General features: G+C 60.2%; 5 protein-coding genes. 4 read left to right on the top strand and 1 reads right to left on the bottom strand.

All coding sequences use genetic code 11. From position 1 onward, the window contains the following. Positions 1-7 precede the first annotated feature (7 nt). From J3U88_RS09305 to J3U88_RS09295, 3 genes are read left to right on the top strand one after another with little or no spacing between them, the layout of a single operon-like run. Positions 8-9,058 carry a non-ribosomal peptide synthetase gene (locus J3U88_RS09305; RefSeq protein ID WP_207856582.1) on the top strand — a complete coding sequence of 3,017 codons (9,051 nt, stop codon included), beginning with the start codon at positions 8-10 and terminating at the stop codon, positions 9,056-9,058. 15 nt (positions 9,059-9,073) lie between these two features. Next, on the top strand, positions 9,074-11,299 hold the full coding sequence (locus J3U88_RS09300) for a radical SAM protein (RefSeq protein WP_207856581.1): 2,226 nt from the start codon (positions 9,074-9,076) through the stop codon (positions 11,297-11,299). Positions 11,300-11,309: 10 nt separating this feature from the next. Then, positions 11,310-14,690 (top strand): amino acid adenylation domain-containing protein, encoded by a 3,381-nt coding sequence (locus tag J3U88_RS09295; protein ID WP_207856580.1) that lies wholly within the window; start codon positions 11,310-11,312, stop codon positions 14,688-14,690. Positions 14,691-14,783: 93 nt separating this feature from the next. Here the strand turns inward: J3U88_RS09295 and J3U88_RS09290 are convergent, their stop codons facing one another. Beyond that, positions 14,784-16,373: an MBL fold metallo-hydrolase gene (locus J3U88_RS09290; protein ID WP_207856579.1), complete on the bottom strand. Its 1,590-nt coding sequence runs from the start codon at positions 16,371-16,373 to the stop codon at positions 14,784-14,786. Between the two features lie 357 nt (positions 16,374-16,730). On the opposite strand from J3U88_RS09290, the gene J3U88_RS09285 reads away from it, so the two are divergent. Further along, the gene (locus J3U88_RS09285; RefSeq protein WP_207856578.1) at positions 16,731-19,052 is read left to right on the top strand and encodes a PhpK family radical SAM P-methyltransferase; all 2,322 of its coding nucleotides are present in this window, start codon (positions 16,731-16,733) and stop codon (positions 19,050-19,052) included. Positions 19,053-19,067 lie beyond the last annotated feature (15 nt).

Below are 19,067 nucleotides of genomic sequence, written 5' to 3'. Positions count from 1 at the left end.
TCCCCCGATGATCGATTTCACCCAAAACGACGACGACCTTGCCCTCCTCGACCTCTTGCTCGCGGACGAATTGCCCGATCCGGTGATGGAAACCGCGACCTTGGCGCCACGCGATCCCGCGGCACCCACCCCGCTGTCCTTCGCGCAGAACCGGTTGTGGGTGTTGCACCGCCTCGACCCGGACAGCACGGTATACAACGTGTGTACCGCCTTGCGTTTGCGCGGTGACCTCAACCGCGATGCATTGGGCGCGGCGCTGGACGAAATCGTGCGCCGCCACGAGGTGTTGCGCACCTGTTTTCGCGAGGTCGACGGTCAGGTCGTCGCCGAGGTGAAGCCGGCGGCACCGGTGGCCTTGCCGCTGGTCGATTTACGCGACGCAACAAGCGACACCGAGGCGGCCCGCCACGCCGAAGCAATGCGTTCGTTGCGGTTCGACTTGGAACGCGGTCCCTTGCTGCAGTTCCGCTTGCTGCACACGGGCACGGACGAATGGGTGATGCTGTTTACCCTGCACCACCTGGTCTGCGACGGCTGGTCGTTGGGCCTGTTCGCGCGGGAACTCGCCTCCCTTTACAACGCCTTTGTCGCGGGCGAACCCTCCCCGCTACCGGAACTCGGCTTGCAATACGGCGACTTCAGCGTGTGGCAGCGGGCCACCTTGGTCGGCGAACGCTACGCGGAACACACCGCCTTCTGGCGCAAAACCTTGGGCGACAGCCGCGATTTGGACCTGCCCACGGATCGGCCGCGCCCGCCGCACCCGTCCCATCGCGGTGCGGTCCTGCGCGCGACCGTCCCCGAAACGGTCACGCGCGGTCTCGAGTCCCTGGCCCAAGAAAACGAAGCCACCTTGTTTATGGTGCTGGCCGCCGCCTACGGTCTGGTGCTCGGCCGCGTGGCACGCCAGGACGACTTGGTGATCGGTACCCCGGTCGCGGGGCGCAATCGACCCGAGTTGGAAACCCTTATCGGCTTTTTCATCAACACCGTCCCCTTGCGTTTCCAAATGAAGGGCAGCCGTCGTTTCAGCAACCTGCTGGCCCGCTTCCGCGACCAAACCCTGGACGCCTTCGGCCACCAAGACCTGCCCTTCGAACAGATTGTCACCGAACTCGCACCCCAACGGGACCCGGCCCGCCATCCATTTTTCCAAGTCGCCTTCGCGCTGCACAATGCCCCGGAAGCCGAGGAACACCTGAACGGCCTCAGCCTGGAACCACTGCGCACGGCGGTTACCACCGCCAAGTTCGACCTGACCCTGGCGCTGGAGCGAGCCGACGACGGCCTGGTCGGCAGTTTTGAATACAGCACCGATTTGTTCGATGCGACCACGGTCACCATGCTTTCCGACGCGGTCAACACGGTGCTGGCGCAATTGGCCGCGGGCGTCGACGCCCTCGACCGCTTGACCCTAATCAACCCGAACCACGGCGCCATGCAAAACGAAATCTGGAACGCCACCAGCCGGCCCTATCCCCGCGACAGCAACATCGCGACCTTGTTCGACGCCGCGGCCGCGGCCCATCCGAACCAAACGGCGCTGGTTTGCGGCGACACGCGCATGAGTTACGCCGAACTCGCGGATCGCGCCAACCGCTTGGCCGCCCATTTGATCGAACGCGGGGTGCGACCCGATCAGCCCGTCGGTCTGTTTTGCGGCCGGGCACCCGCGATGGTGGTCGGCATGTTGGCGGTACTCAAAGCGGGCGGCGCCTACGTCCCGCTCGATCCCGGTTACCCGCTGGAACGCCTTAAGCTGCTCCTCGAGGAAACCGGCGCCGAGCCGGTGCTGTACGATCAAACAGCCCCACCGGCGCAAGCCGTCGCCGCCGAGCGTTTGGTGGCGATCAACGCGCCTCACGAGACGGCGGCGGATCCCGTGACGGTGCCGGTCTCGCCCAACAGCTTGGCTTACATTGTGTTTACTTCCGGTTCCACCGGTCGGCCCAAGGGCGTGGCCGTCGACCAACGCGCGGTGGTACGCCTGGTACGCAACACCGACTACACCGACCTCACCCCGCAAACAGTGTTCCTGCACCTGTCCGCTTCCGCCTTTGACGCCACGACGCTGGAAATCTGGGGTCCCCTGCTCAACGGCGGCACGGTCGTGTTGATGAAACCCGCGCCCTTCTCCCTGGAGGAAGTCGCCGCAACGGCACGCGCCCACGCCGTCACCCACCTGTTCCTCACCACCGGTTTGTTCAAGCAGTTGGTTGATCAACCCGTCGGCGACCTGCCCGCCCTGCGCGCGCTGATGACCGGCGGCGAGGCGGTTTCGGCCGGGCACATGACGCGCTTCATGCAGCGTTATCCTTTCTGCCACCTGACCCACGTGTATGGCCCCACCGAAAATACGACCTTTTCAACCTTCGAAGCCATGGCCGCCGAACGTCGCGCCTCGGTCATCCCCATTGGGCGGCCCATCGCCAACAGCACCTGTCTGGTTCTCGATGACCACGGCAACCTGTTGCCGCCGGGCGCGGTCGGCGAACTCTGCGTCGGCGGCGACGGTTTGGCGCGCGGTTACTGGCGCCGACCCGACCTGACCGCCGCTCGTTTTGTGCCCCACCCCTTCAGCACCACCCTGGGCGAACGGTTGTACCGCACCGGCGACTTGGTGCGTCAGCAAGCGGACGGGCGCGTGGTGTTCGTGGGTCGCGTCGACGATCAGGTAAAAATTCGCGGTTTCCGCGTTGAACCGGGCGAGGTACAAGCCGCTTTGCGCGACCACGCGCCGCTGCAAGACGTCTTGGTCGCCGCCCGCCGCAACCCCGCCGGACACTTGCGCCTGTGTGCCTGGTTGGTCTGGCAGCCGGGGGAAGCTCAGGACCTGGACGCCGTGCGCACCTTCCTCAACGCGCACCTGCCCGAATACATGCACCCCGGTTACCTGGTCGTGCTGCCGCAATTCCCGCTGAACGCCAACGGTAAAGTCGACCGCAACGCATTGCCCGATCCCTTTGCGCAAACCGAAACCGGGACCGCGTACGCGGCGCCGCGCAACCAACGGGAGCAATGGCTGGCCGACGCCTTGGCCGAATTGCTGGGCGTGGCGCGGGTCGGCCGCCACGACGCCTACTTTGAAATGGGCGGCGATTCCATCATCGCTATCCAGTTGGTGGGCCGCATGCGCCGCCACGGCTTGCGTTTGAACGTGGCCGATCTGTTCGCCAACCCGAGCGTGGCAGCCCTGGCCCCGCTGCTCACGGCGCAAGCGGATCAAACCGAAACCGGTCCGGTCCAGGGTACGGTGCCGCTCACGCCGATTCAGCAGTGGTTCTTTCAGCACCAGGACCGCGACCACCACCATTTCAACCAATCGGTGTTGCTACGAGGCAAACCCCGCTTCGACACCGCACTGCTCCAGCAGGCACTCGATGCACTGTGGTGCAGGCACGACGCCTTGCGACTGACCTTCACCGTGCGTGACAGCGCGGTGCAACAGGCCTATGCCGACCTGGCACCGCCGCACCTCAAACTGGTGGATCCAGCCGAACACGCCGATCCCGCCGCGGCCATGGCCGAACACGGCGAAAAAGCGAGCGCGGCCTTTGACCTCGGCGCGGGGCCGCTGTGGAACCCGGTGCTCTACCGCCTCCCCGACGGGGACCGGCTTTGGCTCGCCGCCCATCACCTCATCGTCGACGGCGTCTCTTGGCGCATTCTGTTGGAAGACCTGACCACCGCGTACGGCCAAGCCGAACGGGGCCAAGCGACCGATCTCGGTCCCAAAACCGCCTCCTTCCAAACCTGGTCCGAGGCGCTGGTGCGCCGCGCCGCCGATTCCGACCTCCACGCCGAACGCACCTATTGGGAAACAACGGCCGCCGCAACAGCGGCGCCACCACCTACGACCAAAGTAGCGGGCGACAACCGCGTCGGCGATTCAGCCTTAGCCGGCGTTTCGCTTTCACCTGAGCGCACCGCCGACTTGCTCGGTCCCAGTCACAAGGCCTTCCACACCGAAATCAACGACCTCTTGCTCACCGCCCTGGCCCGCGCGCTTCACGGCCGCCTCGGCGAACACCGCACCCGCATCACGCTAGAAAGCCACGGCCGCGAAACCCTGCCCAACGGCCCGCCGGTCGACCGCACCATCGGCTGGTTCACCACGATGTTCCCGTTCCTGCTCGAGCTTGCCGAGGGCGACCTCGCCACGCAAATCAAAACGGTGAAGGAACATCTGCGCGCGGTACCCCACAAGGGCGGTGGTTACGGTGTTTTGCGTTACCTGGCCACGGAAGAAACGGCCGCCACGATGACCCCGGCGGAAAAACCCTGGTTGGCGTTTAACTACCTCGGCGTGTTCGACACACCCGGCGAGGACGGGCCGCTCGCCGACGCCGACGAACAGGTCGGCCGCGACATGGGTGTCGGCCTGCGCCGCGGCAACGACTTGGAAGTCGGCGGCCTGGTCGTCAACGGCAAACTCAAGCTCACCCTCACCTATGACCGCGGCCGCTACGAGGCCGAGGCCATGACCGCGCTGCTCACCGCGCTGCGCGATGAACTGGCCCTGCTGGTGCGGTTCTGCTGCGCCAGGGAACAGGCGGAGAAAACGCCCAGTGATTTTCTGGCGTGCGACTTGGATCTGCCCGCCTACCAAAACCTGCTCACCCAAAACGCGCTGAACGCCGCCGACATCGAGGACATCGTACCGCTCGCCCCGATGCAACAAGGTTTGCTGTTCGAGTCCCTCGTCGACAACCGAAGCGACGCCTACTTCCTGCAAATGAGCTATCGCATCGAAGGCCCCTTCCCACTCGACGCCTTCCGCCATGCATGGCACCAACTCTGTGATCACCACGCCGTCTTGCGCACCGCCTTCCTCCATCGCCAGGTGACCACCCCGCGTCAGGTTGTTTTCAAGAAACGGGATCCCGAGTTTCACGTGCGTGATTGGCGCGGCCTTGAGAACCAAGCAAGCGAGCTCAACGCCTTCTACGAAAAAGACCGCCGTCGCGGCTTTGACCTGGAACGCGATCCCCTGCTGCGTTTCACCATCATTCGTCTGGATGAACAAACCCACCAGGTCGTTTGGCGTTTCCACCACATCGTGCTCGACGGCTGGTGCATGGGCCGCCTCTTCGACCAGTGCGGCTTGTTGATGGACGCGGCCGCGTCAGGCACGGAGGCGACGCTGCCCGAGGTGCCTCCCTACCGCGATTACCTGGCCTGGCTGACCCGCTGGGACAAAGCCGCGGCCTGTGCCTGGTGGACGCGCCACCTCGCCGGCCACGACCAACGCACGGGCATGAACGCCCTGGGCCGGCCGGAACCGGACGCCGGTTACGACCTTGGCGAATTCACCTTGGACCTGGCTCCGCTGCACGCGGTGCGCGCCATGGCCGCGGCCCAGAGCGCCACCACCGCGGTGATGTGCCAAGCGTTGTGGGCCTTCCTGCTGGCCCGCTTCAACGACCGCGACGATGTCTGCTTTGGCGCGGTTGTTTCCGGGCGCCCGCCCCACCTCGACGGCGCCGATCAAATGATCGGCTTGTTCATCAACGCGGTGCCAGTGCGCGTCCAGGTCCACCGCGACGAGACCTTCGCCGATCTGGTCGGCCGCGTTCAACGCGACGCTCTGGCCGCGGAACCCTACCACTACCTGCCCTTGGCCGAGTTACAGGTGCTTTCGCCGCTAGGCCGCGATACCTTCGACCACCTGCTCATTTTCGAAAACTACCCACCCGCCCAGCAGGTAAAGGACAACAGCGATCCGCTCACCGTCAGCGATCTGCAGGTACACGACCACACCCATTACGATTTCAACCTGATCTTCATCCCCGGCGAAAAGCTCCAGTTGCGCATCACGTTTAACCGCAAACGGTTTGACGAGGACCGGCTACGCGCCGTCGCCGAGCACTACCGGGTCGCGCTCAACGCGGTCTTGGCCGAGCCGCAACACCCGTTGATAACGCTCGATGGCGCACCCGCCCAGACGGAACCCATCGAGACAACCGTCGCTGAACGCAACACCAACGTACTCGATCTTTGGGACGCGCGCGTCGCCAAAAATCCCCAATCGCCGGTGCTTTCTCACAACGGCACCACCATCGGCGCGGCCGAATTGGACCGCGCCGCCGAGCGGATGGCCCGCTTCCTCGTCGCCGAACACGGCATTCAACCTGAAGATCGCGTCGGCGTGCTGCTGAATCGCGCGCCCCATCTGATGACGGCGATTTTGGCCGTGCTTAAAGCCGGTGCCGCCTTTGTGCCGATGGAACCGACCAATCCCGACCAACGCCTGCACCTGATCACCGCCGAGGCCGGTTGCCGTTTGGTGCTCAGCGAGCCGGGTTTGCGCGAACGCCTGCCCGAAACCCCTTGTATGGACGTCACCCACGGCCTGCCGGAGCGCGACGCGGCTTTACCTCGCGTCGACGGTCATGCTTTGGCCTATGTGTTGTTTACCTCCGGCTCCACCGGCAAACCCAAGGGTTGTGCCATGAGCCACGCCAACCTGCACCATTACCTGACGCACGCCGCGGCGCTGTACTTTGCCGAAGGCGGCGGTTGTTTCGGGTTGTATTCCTCGATTGCCTTCGACCTCACCCTGAGCAGTTTATTCCTGCCGCTGCTGCGCGGCGAGCGGCTGCACCTGTTCGATGCGAAGCAACCGCTCAACGACATTTTGACCGAAACCCTGTCCGGCGCGCACGGCATCGACAGCGTCAAGCTGACCCCGTCCCACATCGCCTTGCTGGATCACTTGCCGATCCAGAGCAGCCCGGTGAAACGCGCCATTGTCGGCGGCGAGGCCCTGCTCAACCGCCACGTGGCCACCCTGCGCAGGCTGAATCCGAGGATGGCGATTTTCAACGAGTACGGCCCAACCGAGGCCACGGTGGGTTGTGTGATCAAAAGCATTGGCGCCGAGGACGAGGAAATCACCATCGGCAACGCCATGCCCGACATGAGCACGCACGTGTTGGACCGTTGGCAGCGTCCGACCCTCTTTGATATGCCAGGTGAGCTGTATTTGGGCGGCAAGGGTTTGGCGCGCGGCTATTGGGGACGGGCGGATTTAACCGCCGAACGGTTTATCCCCCACGCGGGCGGCACCCGCTTGTACAAAACCGGCGATTGGGTGCGCCGCCGCGACGACGGCGAACTGCTGTACCTGGGCCGCCGCGACGATCAGGTCAAGGTGCGGGGTTACCGCATTGAGTTGGGCGAAATTCAAGCGCGCCTGACCGCGTTGGCCAACGTGCGCCAAGCCCACGTGGCCTGTTTGCAGGATCCGCAATTGGGGCCCTCCTTGGTCGCCTGGGTCGTGCCGGCGCACGCCGGTGATTCGCTCCAGGGTTTGCGCGACCAACTCGGCAAAACCCTGCCCGATTACATGGTGCCCGCGCACCTGATCCCCTTGGCCGCCTTGCCGCTCACCGTCAACGGCAAAGTCGACAGCGCGGCCTTGCCCGGCATCACGGCGACGGAACGCCCCTTTGAAGCGCCGGTGGATGCGCTGGAACAGGACATCACCACCCTCTGGTCGGAGGTCCTGGGCGTGGAACGCGTCGGCCGCAACGATGATTTCTTCGCATTGGGCGGCCACAGCCTGGTTGCCATGCAGGTATTGGCACAAATCCATCGCCGCCGCCAGGTTCAGGTTCCCCTGCGGGCGTTTTTTGAGAAGCCGACCCCGGCCAGGTTGGCGGAACTGGTTCATACCACCGAAAAAAGCGAATACATCGGCATTGAACCGGTGGCGCCGCAAGAAGATTACGTGTTGTCTCACGCGCAAAAACGGTTGTGGTCGCTGCAAATGATGGGCGGCGCCGGCGCGACCACGGCCTACAACATGCCCAAGGCGTTTGTCTTCGAACGCGGGCTCAATGCCGACGCCCTCAAAAAAGCACTGACCGACATGGTCCACCGCCACGAGGCCTTGCGCACCGGGTTCATCGTGGTGGACGGCGAACCGCGCCAAAAAATCGCCCCGCCCTCGGTTTTTAACATCCGCGAGGTCGATTTGCGTGAGGCGGAGGACGGCGAGGCGGCGGCGCGCGCATATTGCGAAAAAGACGCCCACCAACCCTTCGACCTAGCCTCCCCACCGCTGCTGCGCGTGGCGCTGCTGTACTTGGCAGAGGGACGCGCGGTGCTTTTGCTCAACATCAACCACGTCATCGGTGACGGTTGGTCGATGAACGTGATTTATCGGGAAATCCTGTCGCGCTACCAAGCCCACGATCACGGGGTGCCCGCGCCGATCAATCCGCCGCGCATTCAGTACAAGGACTTTGCGGTATGGCAGTCGCGGCAAACCTTTAAAAAGGAAAAGGCCTACTGGCTGGAACAGTTGGCCGATCCACCGCCGCCGCTTCAGCTGCCCACCGATTTCGCGCCCACCCTGGACGCCGCCTTCCGTGGCGATACAGTGTACCACCGCGTCGAGGCCGAGGTCTTGGCCGGCCTGCACCGGTTGGCCAATCGCAAACACACCACGGTTTCGAACGTGGTGCTGGCGGTCCTGAACCTGTTCCTCTACAAACTCACCGGTCGCGACGACCTTTCGGTCGGCATGGCACTCGCCAACCGCGGCCACGCCGATTTGCAAAACCTGATCGGCTTTTTTGTGAACCTGTTGCCGATCCGCACCCGCTTCACCGCGGGCATGGAATTTGAGCAGTTGTTGGAGTCGGTGATCGAAACCGTAAACGGTGCCTTCGATCATCAGAATTACCCTCTCGATCTCCTGGTCGCGGACCTCAATCCCGAGCGCGACGGCAACCGACAGACCTTGTTTAACGTGATTTACGGCTTCCAAAGTTTTGCCGACCTGCGCTTGGACGTGGCCATGGTCGGCAAGGTGACCGACGCGGACGGCGCCGGTACCACCGTTCTGCGCGAGGCACGTGAAATCCCGCTGCGCTTCCACACAACCAAATTTGACCTCACCCTCTATGTCCTCGAAGAAGGGGGGCAACTCCATTTCACCATGGAGTACGATACCGCCCTGTTTAAACCCTCGACGATTAAGCGTTATTTAACCGCGTTGGCTCGGATTGCGGAAGCGGTTGTGCGCGAACCCCATACCGAGAAGCACTAGCTCGGAGGAGAGACCATGAACGCTTCGACCCCACTCGATTGTATTCTTGTCGGTTACAACGACATTGATTTTAACGACTTCTCGGCGCGCCAAAAGGCGACTGAACACCGCGCCGGCGGCTACCACGAGGTAAAAACCAACTCGATCCTACAGGACGGCCGGCGCGTCACTTTTATGGAAGTACTCAACGACATGATTGTGGAGGCCACCGGCAACGATCCCAAACTCAACGTGTTCGAGGCACCCGCGTTGGGTGCACACTACCTGTGCAGCTACCTCAACACACGCGGGCTCAACGTGGACCTGGTGAACTTTTTCAACCGCGACCAAGCCAAGTTCGCGGCGCTCTTGGCGGGCAAACCACGCACCGTCGCCATCACCACCACCTTTTACATCGACAACAGCCCGATCCGGGAAATCGTGGCCTTTATCCGCGAACACGCGCCCGACACCCAAATCATCATCGGCGGCCCCCACATCTACAACGTTCACGCCGACCTGCAAAACGATTGGGAAACCTTGTCTTTTGTACTCAAGGAAACCGGCGGCGATGTGTACATCATTGATTCCCAGGGCGAAGAAACACTGTACCAAACGCTGGTCGCCCTGCGCGACGGCAACGACCTGGCGGGTGTCAACAACCTTGCCTACCGAGCCGACGACGAATCCTTCAGCCCCACCGAACGCAAAATCGAAAACAACGATCTCAACAGCAACATCGTCGACTGGACCACCTTTGATCCCAACGCCTTGCGCCCGCTGACCTATCTGCGCACCGCGCGCAGTTGTCCCTATTCCTGCTCCTTTTGCCAGTACCCGGTTTTGGCCGGCCCCCACGTGGTCAACGACATTGAGGCGATCCAAACCCAGCTCACCTATTTGCACGAGATCGGCACCACCGATTTGGTGTTCATCGACGACACCTTCAACGTACCCCTTCCCCGCTTTAAGAAACTGCTGCGCATGATGATCGAGAACCAGTTCAACTTTCGCTGGGTTTCTTTCCTGCGCGTCGCCAACGTCGACGAGGAAGCCATCGACCTGATGGCCGACAGCGGTTGCGTCGGCGTGTTGCTCGGCATTGAATCGGGCGACCCCACCATTCTCAAAATTATGAACAAACGCGCCGATGTTGACCGTTATAAATGGGGCATTAGCCAACTGAAACGGCGTGGCATTATGTCCTACGCCTCGCTGATTTGCGGGTTCCCCGGCGAAAGCAAGGAAACCATCCTCAACACCATTCATTTTATTGAAGAAGCCGCGCCCACCTTTTTCAACGTGCAGCTTTACTTCCACGATACCTCGGCACCGATTCACCGACGTCACGCCGAATTTGACCTCAAAGGCGCCGGTTATTCCTGGAGCCACGCCGGCATGAATTGGGAAGAAGCCATGGATTGGGCCAAGTACATGTACCAAAGCATTGGTAATTCGACCTTTATCAGCCTGTACGGCTTCAGCCTGTGGGGCATTTCCTACCTGGTCTCCAAGGGTTTGACCCCGGATCAGTTGATCTCCTTCGGCAAAATCACCAAACCCCTGTTGTTCGACAGTCTCACCGACCGCCCCTCGGATTTAGAAACCGTGCGTCCGGCGCTGATGGAGGTCTTCAAAACCAACTGCTGGGAAGATCCCGCCGACGCCGAAGGCAAAGCCTTTTGGGAAAAGGTGTTGCAGGATACGCCTGCACCGCTGCGCCTGCCGCAAAACGCGGTAGCCGGCACCCAGGGACGTGGCAAGGTCGATGTGCATTTCCCCGACAGCATCTTCGCGGGTTTGCGCAACTGGGCCACCGAAAAAGACACCACCGTGTGGATCGTCTGCCACACCCTGTTTAAGGTGTTCCTGTTCCAATTGACCAAACAGCAGTCCTTTACCACCGGCTTGGCGATGGCCGACAAGGTGATGCCGGTTCGTGTCGACCTCAGCGGTGCGTTGGACGTGGAGGATTTGCTGAATCAGGTGATCACCGCGACCCGCTCCGGCTGGCGCTATCAGGACAGTTTGCCCGCGCACACCGCAACCCCGAACGTGTTGTTCACCAACCGCACCGATTTCAAGGACGACTTCTTCGGCGACATCGATCTGGCCCTGATCGCCTACCGCACCAAAAAAGACGCATTCCACCTGGCCCTGAATTACGACGCGACCCGTTTCCAGCAGCAAACGATTGAGGGTTATCTGGCCGCGCTCCAACGCTTTAGCCACATGATTGCCGGCCGCCATATCGCCGCTTAGAGGAGAAACCATGAAGTTATCCGACTTTAATCTATTCGATGTCGAGACCGAAAGTTTGCAGGATCAAATCGCGGGTTTTAACCAAACCAAACGGGATTTCCCTCGCGCAGAAACCATTCCCAACCTGTTGGCCAAACAGGCCGCCGCAACCCCCGACGCGGTGGCCGTGCGCTTCGGCAACGAACAGTTGACCTACGCGGAATTGGAACAAACCGCCAACCGCGCCGCGCGCTTCATGGACTCGCGTGGGATCGGCGCGGGCGATTTTGTCGGTGTGATGTTGGACCGTTCGATTGAACTGGCCGTCAGCCTCCTGGCCGTCACCAAAGTGGGCGCGGCCTACCTGCCCATCAACACCGATTTCCCCTACCAGCGCATCCGCACCATCCTGGACGATGCGGGCGCACCCATGTTGATCGGCGCCCGCCGCGACATCGCCACCCTCAACAAACTCCAGTGGGAATGCAGCGCGCTGCACACCTTGTTCTGCCCCGACAGCACCGATTTCCACGGGGAAAAAGAACCCGATATCGGGTTCATGGACCAAGGCGTTTGGCGCCACGTGGCCGACGAAACCCACGACGACATTTCCGGCGGCGGCTGGCGCAGCAGTTACACCGGTGAACTGCTCAGCCGCGAGGTCATGGACGGTTACGGCGAAAACATCCGCCAAAAGCTAACCCCGCTGCTCACCAAACAATCGCGCGTCTTGGAAATCGGCTGCGCCTCCGGGATCAGCATGTTCCGGCTGGCCCCGCTGGTCGCCGCCTACCACGGCACCGATCTTTCGCCCGACATCCTCAAGTGGACCGAAAGCGAACGCGCCCGCTTGGGTCAGGACAACATCACCTTACAGGCCTTGCCGGCCCACGAAATCGATCAGGTCGAAGGCACCTTCGATGTGGTCATCATCAACAGCGTCATCGAGTGCTTCAACGGCCACAACTACCTGCGCGACGTGCTGCGCAAAGCCGTCAACCTGCTCGCTGATCGCGGCCTGTTGTTCCTCGGCAACCTCTGGGACCAGGATTTGAAAGCGACCTTCATTCAATCCCTGGCGGAATTTAAGATCGCCAACCCCGGCAAGGGCTACCGGACCAAAACCGACCGCGAGGAAGAACTTTATGTGTCGCGCGCTTTCTTGGAAGACCTACGCCACGACATTCCCGCCATTGCCGCGATTGAAACTTCGCTGATGTTGGGCGAGGCCGACTCCGAACTGTCGCGCTTTGGTTTCGACGCGGTGGTCCACATCAACAAAACCAAGACCGGCCCGTCCCCTTCCACACGGGCCAAATACCAATTTGACCGTCGCGAGCTGAAAAACCACGCGCCCGAGGCTTACGCCGCCAAGGCGTTACCTGAAGCTTTGGCATACCTGATTTACACCTCGGGAACCGCGGGCAAACCCAAAGGCGTGATGGTCGACCACCGCGCCGTGCTGCGTTTGGTGTGCAACACCAACTACGTCAACCTACAACCCGGCGATACCGTGCTGCAAACCGGTTCGCTCGCCTTCGACGCCTCGACCTTTGAGATATGGGGCCCGCTGCTCAACGGCGGCACCATTTGTTTCCCGCGCGAAAACGCGCTCAAAGATCCCATGACCCTGGCCAACACGGTTAAAAACCGTCGGATCACCCACCTCTTCATGACCACCGCGCTGTTCAACAGCTTGGTCGACACCGTACCCGACATGTTCGCCGACTTGAAGTGCGTGCTGAGCGGCGGTGAAAAAGTTTCCGCGCGCCATTTCAACAAGTTGCGCCGGCGCTTCCCCGACCTGCAGTTGTTCCACGTTTACGGACCCACCGAATCCACCACCTTCACCACCTTCTTCCCCGTCGACAACCTGTTCAAGGACGACATCCCCATCGGTCGCCCGCTGGCCAACACCACCTGCTACCTTTTCGACGCGCAACACGCGCTTTGCCCGGTTGGCGTGCCCGGCGAACTGCTGATCGGCGGCGACGGCTTGGCCCACGGTTACCACGGCGACGCCGCGTTGACCGCAAGCCGTTTCGTACCGAACCCTTACGGTAACGGCGAACGGCTTTACCGCAGCGGTGACTTGGCGCGCTGGGACGCCGAGGGCAACCTCACTTTCCTCGGTCGCCGCGACAGCCAAGTCAAGATCCGCGGTTTCCGCATCGAGCCGGAGGAGTTGGAGAATTTGATGCTGACCCATCCCTCCGTGGAACGGGTCGCGGTGATGGTGCGCGAGGTCGACGGCGAAAAGGAACTGCACGCCTACGTCGGCGGTAGTGAAGATTTGGACATGTTAACCATGCGCGATTACCTAGCGCGGCGCGTGCCCCCCTACATGATGCCCACCCACGTGACGGTGATGGCGGACATGCCGCTCAACGCCAACGGCAAGGTCAACCGCAACATGTTGCCCGCGCCGGTGGTCGACAGCAACGAACGCCGGCGCGAAGGCGAACCCCCCGTCACCGACATGGAAAAAGCCTTGGCCGCCATTTGGTCGCGCATCTTCAACAAAGCCGATGTGATGGCAACCGACAACTTCTTCGACCTGGGCGGTCACAGCCTCAAGGTGACCCGTTTGGTCGCCGACATTCAAGACGCCACGGCATTGTCCGTGCCGTACCTGGTGGTTTACAAGGCCGACTCCTTGCGAGAGTTGGCGCGTTACCTCGACGACTTGAAGGAACTCAAGGGTCGTGGTTTGGATCCGGGTTGCCTGGAAGAAACCGCGGTCTTGATGAACCCCGAGGCAAGTGGCGACCCCGTCTTCGCTTTTCCGCCCGGTTCCGGTTACCCTCTCGCGTACATGGACTTAGCCAAAGGGCTCGGCAATTACCGGCTCTACGGTTTCACCTTCCTCGAAGGCGACGACCGAATGGAAAACACCTGCCGTTTTATTGAGGAAACCCAACCGCAAGGCGCGGTGACGCTGATGGGTTTTTCCGGCGGCGGCAAACTCGCGTTTCAAGTCGCCGTCGCCCTGGAAGCACGCGGGCGCAAGGTCGCCAAGGTGGTGATGATCGACGCCGCCCGTTACCTGCAACCCTTACCCTTCAAGGAAGACGACTTGCGCGATGTGGCCCGCGAGTTCCTCGACGGCGTCGGCAGCGACGTCTTGAAGGAGAAGGCCTACCAGAAAATGCGCGCCTACCGCACCTATCTCGGCAACCTGTGTGAACGCGAGGTGATTGGTGCCGACCTGGACGTCCTGGTTCAGGAACATTCACCCAATGAATGCCACAACGAAGCCGGCGAACACGTGGCCACCATCCGCGGTTGGGGCGACTGTACCAACGGCCGCTTCCAGGTCCACGACGGGGTCGGCAACCACCGCGCCATGCTCAACCCACCCCATTTGGCCGGCAACCTGTCGCGGCTGCTCGCCATTTTGGAACGGCGCTAAAGGTTTTGCCGTGTTTGCCCGCTACGCTGGGCAAACACGAAAAAGGCCGGGTTGCTACCCGGCCTTTTTTTGATTGCTAAGAAAGCCGGTTTCTTAGAACGCGATCTGCTTGCAACCGAACAACCGTTCCGAAATAAGCCCTTTCTCGCGGCAGCGCGCCACCAATTGATTGGACTCAACAATGGGTTTTGATGTTTCGGTGTAGGCGATACTGGAAATAAAGGTCAGCCAAGGTTCCTGACCCATGGCGTAGACGTAGACACTTTTGGGGTCGAGGGATTCGATGAGCCGCATTGCTTTTTCGCAATCGGAACCGTCGAGCCGGCGCGCTTGATCTTGGGAGCGCGGCAGAGGTTTGTTCATCAACGGGCCGTACAGCCAGGACATGGGTGCGCCGGCACACTCCATGCCGACGTAGAGTTGATCGATGGGACCGAGGGTTTTGCGCGCCATGTCGTACATCTTGGGTTCCAGGTTGTTGGCGTCGGCCACGCAAACCACCGCGCGTTCGTTGAGGCGAATGTGGTAACCCAGCTTGGCGCGAATGTGGAGATCGCCGTGTTCGCCCAGGAACGGCAAACCGGTAATGGCGCCACCCGGTACCGGCAGGCGTTCCATTTCATCCAACTCGATCACATTTTTGAAACCGGTGTATTCCAAAACCAGTTTGAGTGAAGGATCTTGAAGGGTGCCGCCGTTCGAGCGCGGCACCACGATGGTGCCGATCTTGTGGCGCAACTGCAACAGGGTCTCGAACATAATGTGGTCCTGGTGACCGTGGGTAATCACCACGTAATCAATGGTTTCAGGTAAATCGGCGTAGGTGTACCTGGGCACCGCGGCCGGGTCGGGCACTTCATAACTGACAATCGGATCGGTCAAGATGCTGACCTCGGGCGATTCCACCAACAAGGTCGCATGGCCAAAGTATTTGACGCGCATCCCGCCTTCGATCTGATCGCGGTCACGACCCGTGAGCGTGGGTGCTTCTTCCGTGAACAGGGATTTGAAGAAGCGTTGCTCGGCGGGATCGGGGGGCAGCCAGGCGTCGAGTTCCGCCAGGGAGCGGGGTTGCTCGCGCATGCTGAACAACGTATCGATGGCGGGATCGTCAAAGGCCATGGGTACATGGAGCTGGGTGGGCGAAGGGAAACGCGGGGTGCTCAGTACAAAAGCGCGGTCGTCGCCGGCAACCTGTTGCAATGCAAGACTTTGGCGATCACGCTGGTAGAGCGGGCTTTGGTAGAGAAAGCGCTCGAGGAAACGCTGCGAGGGTTGGTTGTTGAGATCGTAACCCAGTTCGACAAAACCCTTGAGTGCCTCGGGCACGCGCGCGTAGATCGGCGCCAAGGTCTGGCCTTTGGCTTCCTCAAGGAGGATTTTATCCGTTTCGGCAATCGCCTCGGCGAGGGCGATCACGTCGCTGTTTTGGGCCAAGGTTCTTTCGAGTAAAGCCTGGACGACCGCGGTTTGGTCGCCCTCAAGGTCCATAAAGGGACCGCCGATCATTTTGGGATTTTTAACCGCCTTGGTATGCATCATCGGCGATCTTATATAGGATTCCATGATTTTCTTATGATAGTTGGCAAGCACCATGCCGAGGCCATGGGGTGTTATCAATAGGTTCCATGCATACCACTGATTTACCAAGGGTTCAATCAATACATTCTGTTTAAGGTACATTTCACGCGATCCTGTTCGCCCACTCGGGCCCGAATTTTGAGATAACGAAATGAGATCGACAAATGCAACTCGCTCTTATTGTTAAGGGTTTGTGGCGTTCGTATGCGTTGTCGATCAAGGAAAGAAAACCGATACCGGACCGTTAGGAGGTTATCACTCGGTTCGGTTTCACCGTGGAAAAGATGCTGAATGGGTACCCATTCATGGTACCATATAGCACTATAAAAACACCCTCTGATACGGTTAAAGATCATAAAATCATCGATCCAATCTTCACCCCACTGAAGCGGGTTGGATCGTACGTCAAGCCGAATCGCCAACCCGCGTATTGAGCAACGGCTTGAGGGGAGCAAAACCATGAAAACCGACGTTCTGCTGATTGGTTACAACACCGGCGACCTCAAAGACTACTTGGGTATGGTCCGTTTGATGGGCGCCACCTCGGGCGCCTACCGCGATCTGGCCATGGCCGTAATCGATGTGGAGGGCCAACCCTACGACGCCCTCCAAGCCATGACCCATTTCCACTACAAGGGTCGCGAAGATCAGTGTCAGCCCTTCCACAACACCGATTTCCTGTGGCCGACCATTTTGTACCTCGGCTCTTTTCTCCACAAGCACGGCCACAGTTTTGATTACATCAATTTGTTCCGTAGCGAGCGCGAACAGTTTAAACAAAAGTTGCTCAACGACGAAATCCTCAGCGTGGCCATTACCACGACCTTGTATGTGATCGCCGAACCCGTTTTGGAAATCGTTTCCTTTATTCGCCAATACAACCAAAATGTGAAAATCATAATCGGCGGCCCCTACATCGGCAACCAAACCGGCGACAACCCACCCGATGTCCAACAGTTGTTTTTCTCTCGCATCGGTGCCGATGTGTATGTGGACAGCAGCGAAGGCGAAACGGCCCTGGTCCAAACGATTGAAGCCTTGAAGGAAGGCCGCGCGTTGGCCGGTATCGACAACATTATTTTCAAAGACGGTGATCAGTACATCGTCAACAACAAATCCATTGAACGCAACACACTCAATGACAACATGGTCAACTACAGCCTGTTCCCCAACAACGATATTGGTCGTTTTGTTTCCTTGCGTACGGCCAAGTCCTGCCCGTTTTCCTGTGCCTTTTGTGGTTTTCCCGAACGCGCAGGCCGCTACACCTATCTCCCAGTAGACCTAGTAGAAAAAGAATTAGACGCCCTGGCCGAACTGGGCACGGTTGATACGATTACCTTCCTGGACGATACCTTTAACGTCCCTAAGGGACGCTTCAAAAAAATACTTCGCATGATGATCAAAAACAAATATAACTTCCACTGGAACTCTTACTACCGTAGTGACCACGGCGACGAAGAAACCATCGCTTTGATGGGTGAAGCCGGCTGCGAGGGTGTGTTCCTCGGCTGTGAATCGGGTAGCGACACCATGCTCAAAAAAATGAACAAAGCCGCCCGTCAAAAAGATTACAAAAAAGCCATTCCCTTATTGCGCAAGGCCGGCATCGCCACGCACGCCAACTTGATCATCGGGTTCCCCGGCGAAACGCTGGACACCTTTCAAGAGACACTGGACTTTTTGGAAGAAGCCCAACCCGATTACTTCCGCGCTCAACTTTGGTACGCCGATCCGATCACACCGGTTTGGAAGAAACGCGAGGAACTCGGTATCCAAGGCGGCGCCTTCAACTGGAAGCACCACACGATGAATGACCAAATCGCCTGTGACCTGGTCGAAAAGCTGTTTTGCTCGGTGCAAAATTCCCTATGGATGCCGCAGTACGGCTTCGAACTCTGGTCAACCTTCTACCTAAAACGCCGCGGCGCCACCTTAAAGCAGGTCAAAGATTTCATGGCCCATTTCAACGCAATCATCCGCGCTCGCTTCATGAATCCCGGCGAAACACCCCATGATTTGATCGCGGGTATGGCCAAGGCGGCGCGGTTCGACGAGGTCAAAGAAGTGGCGATGTCGCCGGTAGCGGTTTACGGCGGAGATCGTTACAAAGAAGCGGAACGAACCTGGGTCGCATGGTTTAGGGCACCCGCGCCGGCGAAGAATATCGACCGCCTGCCCGCCGCACTGGATGCGGAACCCCGCGAGGCGCGAACCGAGGCGCTGATCCTGACGGACCAAACCTTGCTCGCCGAATCCGCCAGGCTAGGCTTGGACAGCGGTTATGTTTTGGCCGCGATTTATGTCTTGATGTTGGCGGAACTCACGGGACACGAGGAAGTTGTACTGGTCGCGGGTTTGGCGGGGAAAAAGCCGGTACCCCTGCGCATCAAACGCGACGGCGAAGAGCGCTTCGCCGACTTGGTCACGGCCTTGAAAAAACAACACCAAGCGCTGACGGCCGTCCCGTTAAACCCGTTCCACTACCTGTGTAACCGCATCCGCCTGGACCAACACGGGCTGGCCGCGCCCACCTTTGACGTGGGGTTCTATTTCGGATCGGCCACCGACGGAAAGCACCTGCCGCAAGCAGTGGACGGGCAGGTCGGGCTGATGTTAACGGCTGAAGAAAGCGGCGGCCAGGTAGGCCTCCAATTCCACTACAAGCCCTCGTGGTTCGACGCATCGGTGATCAAGAATTTGGAGAACACCTTCACCGGTCTCCTGAACGAAACAACCGCGACCGCCGGCATTCACCAAAAACAGCTTATCCATGATTAAGTGAAAGGGAGCGGG

Source organism: Acanthopleuribacter pedis, assembly GCF_017377855.1.
GTDB lineage: Bacteria > Acidobacteriota > Holophagae > Acanthopleuribacterales > Acanthopleuribacteraceae > Acanthopleuribacter > Acanthopleuribacter pedis.
This window is presented reverse-complemented; position numbering and strand designations above follow the sequence as displayed.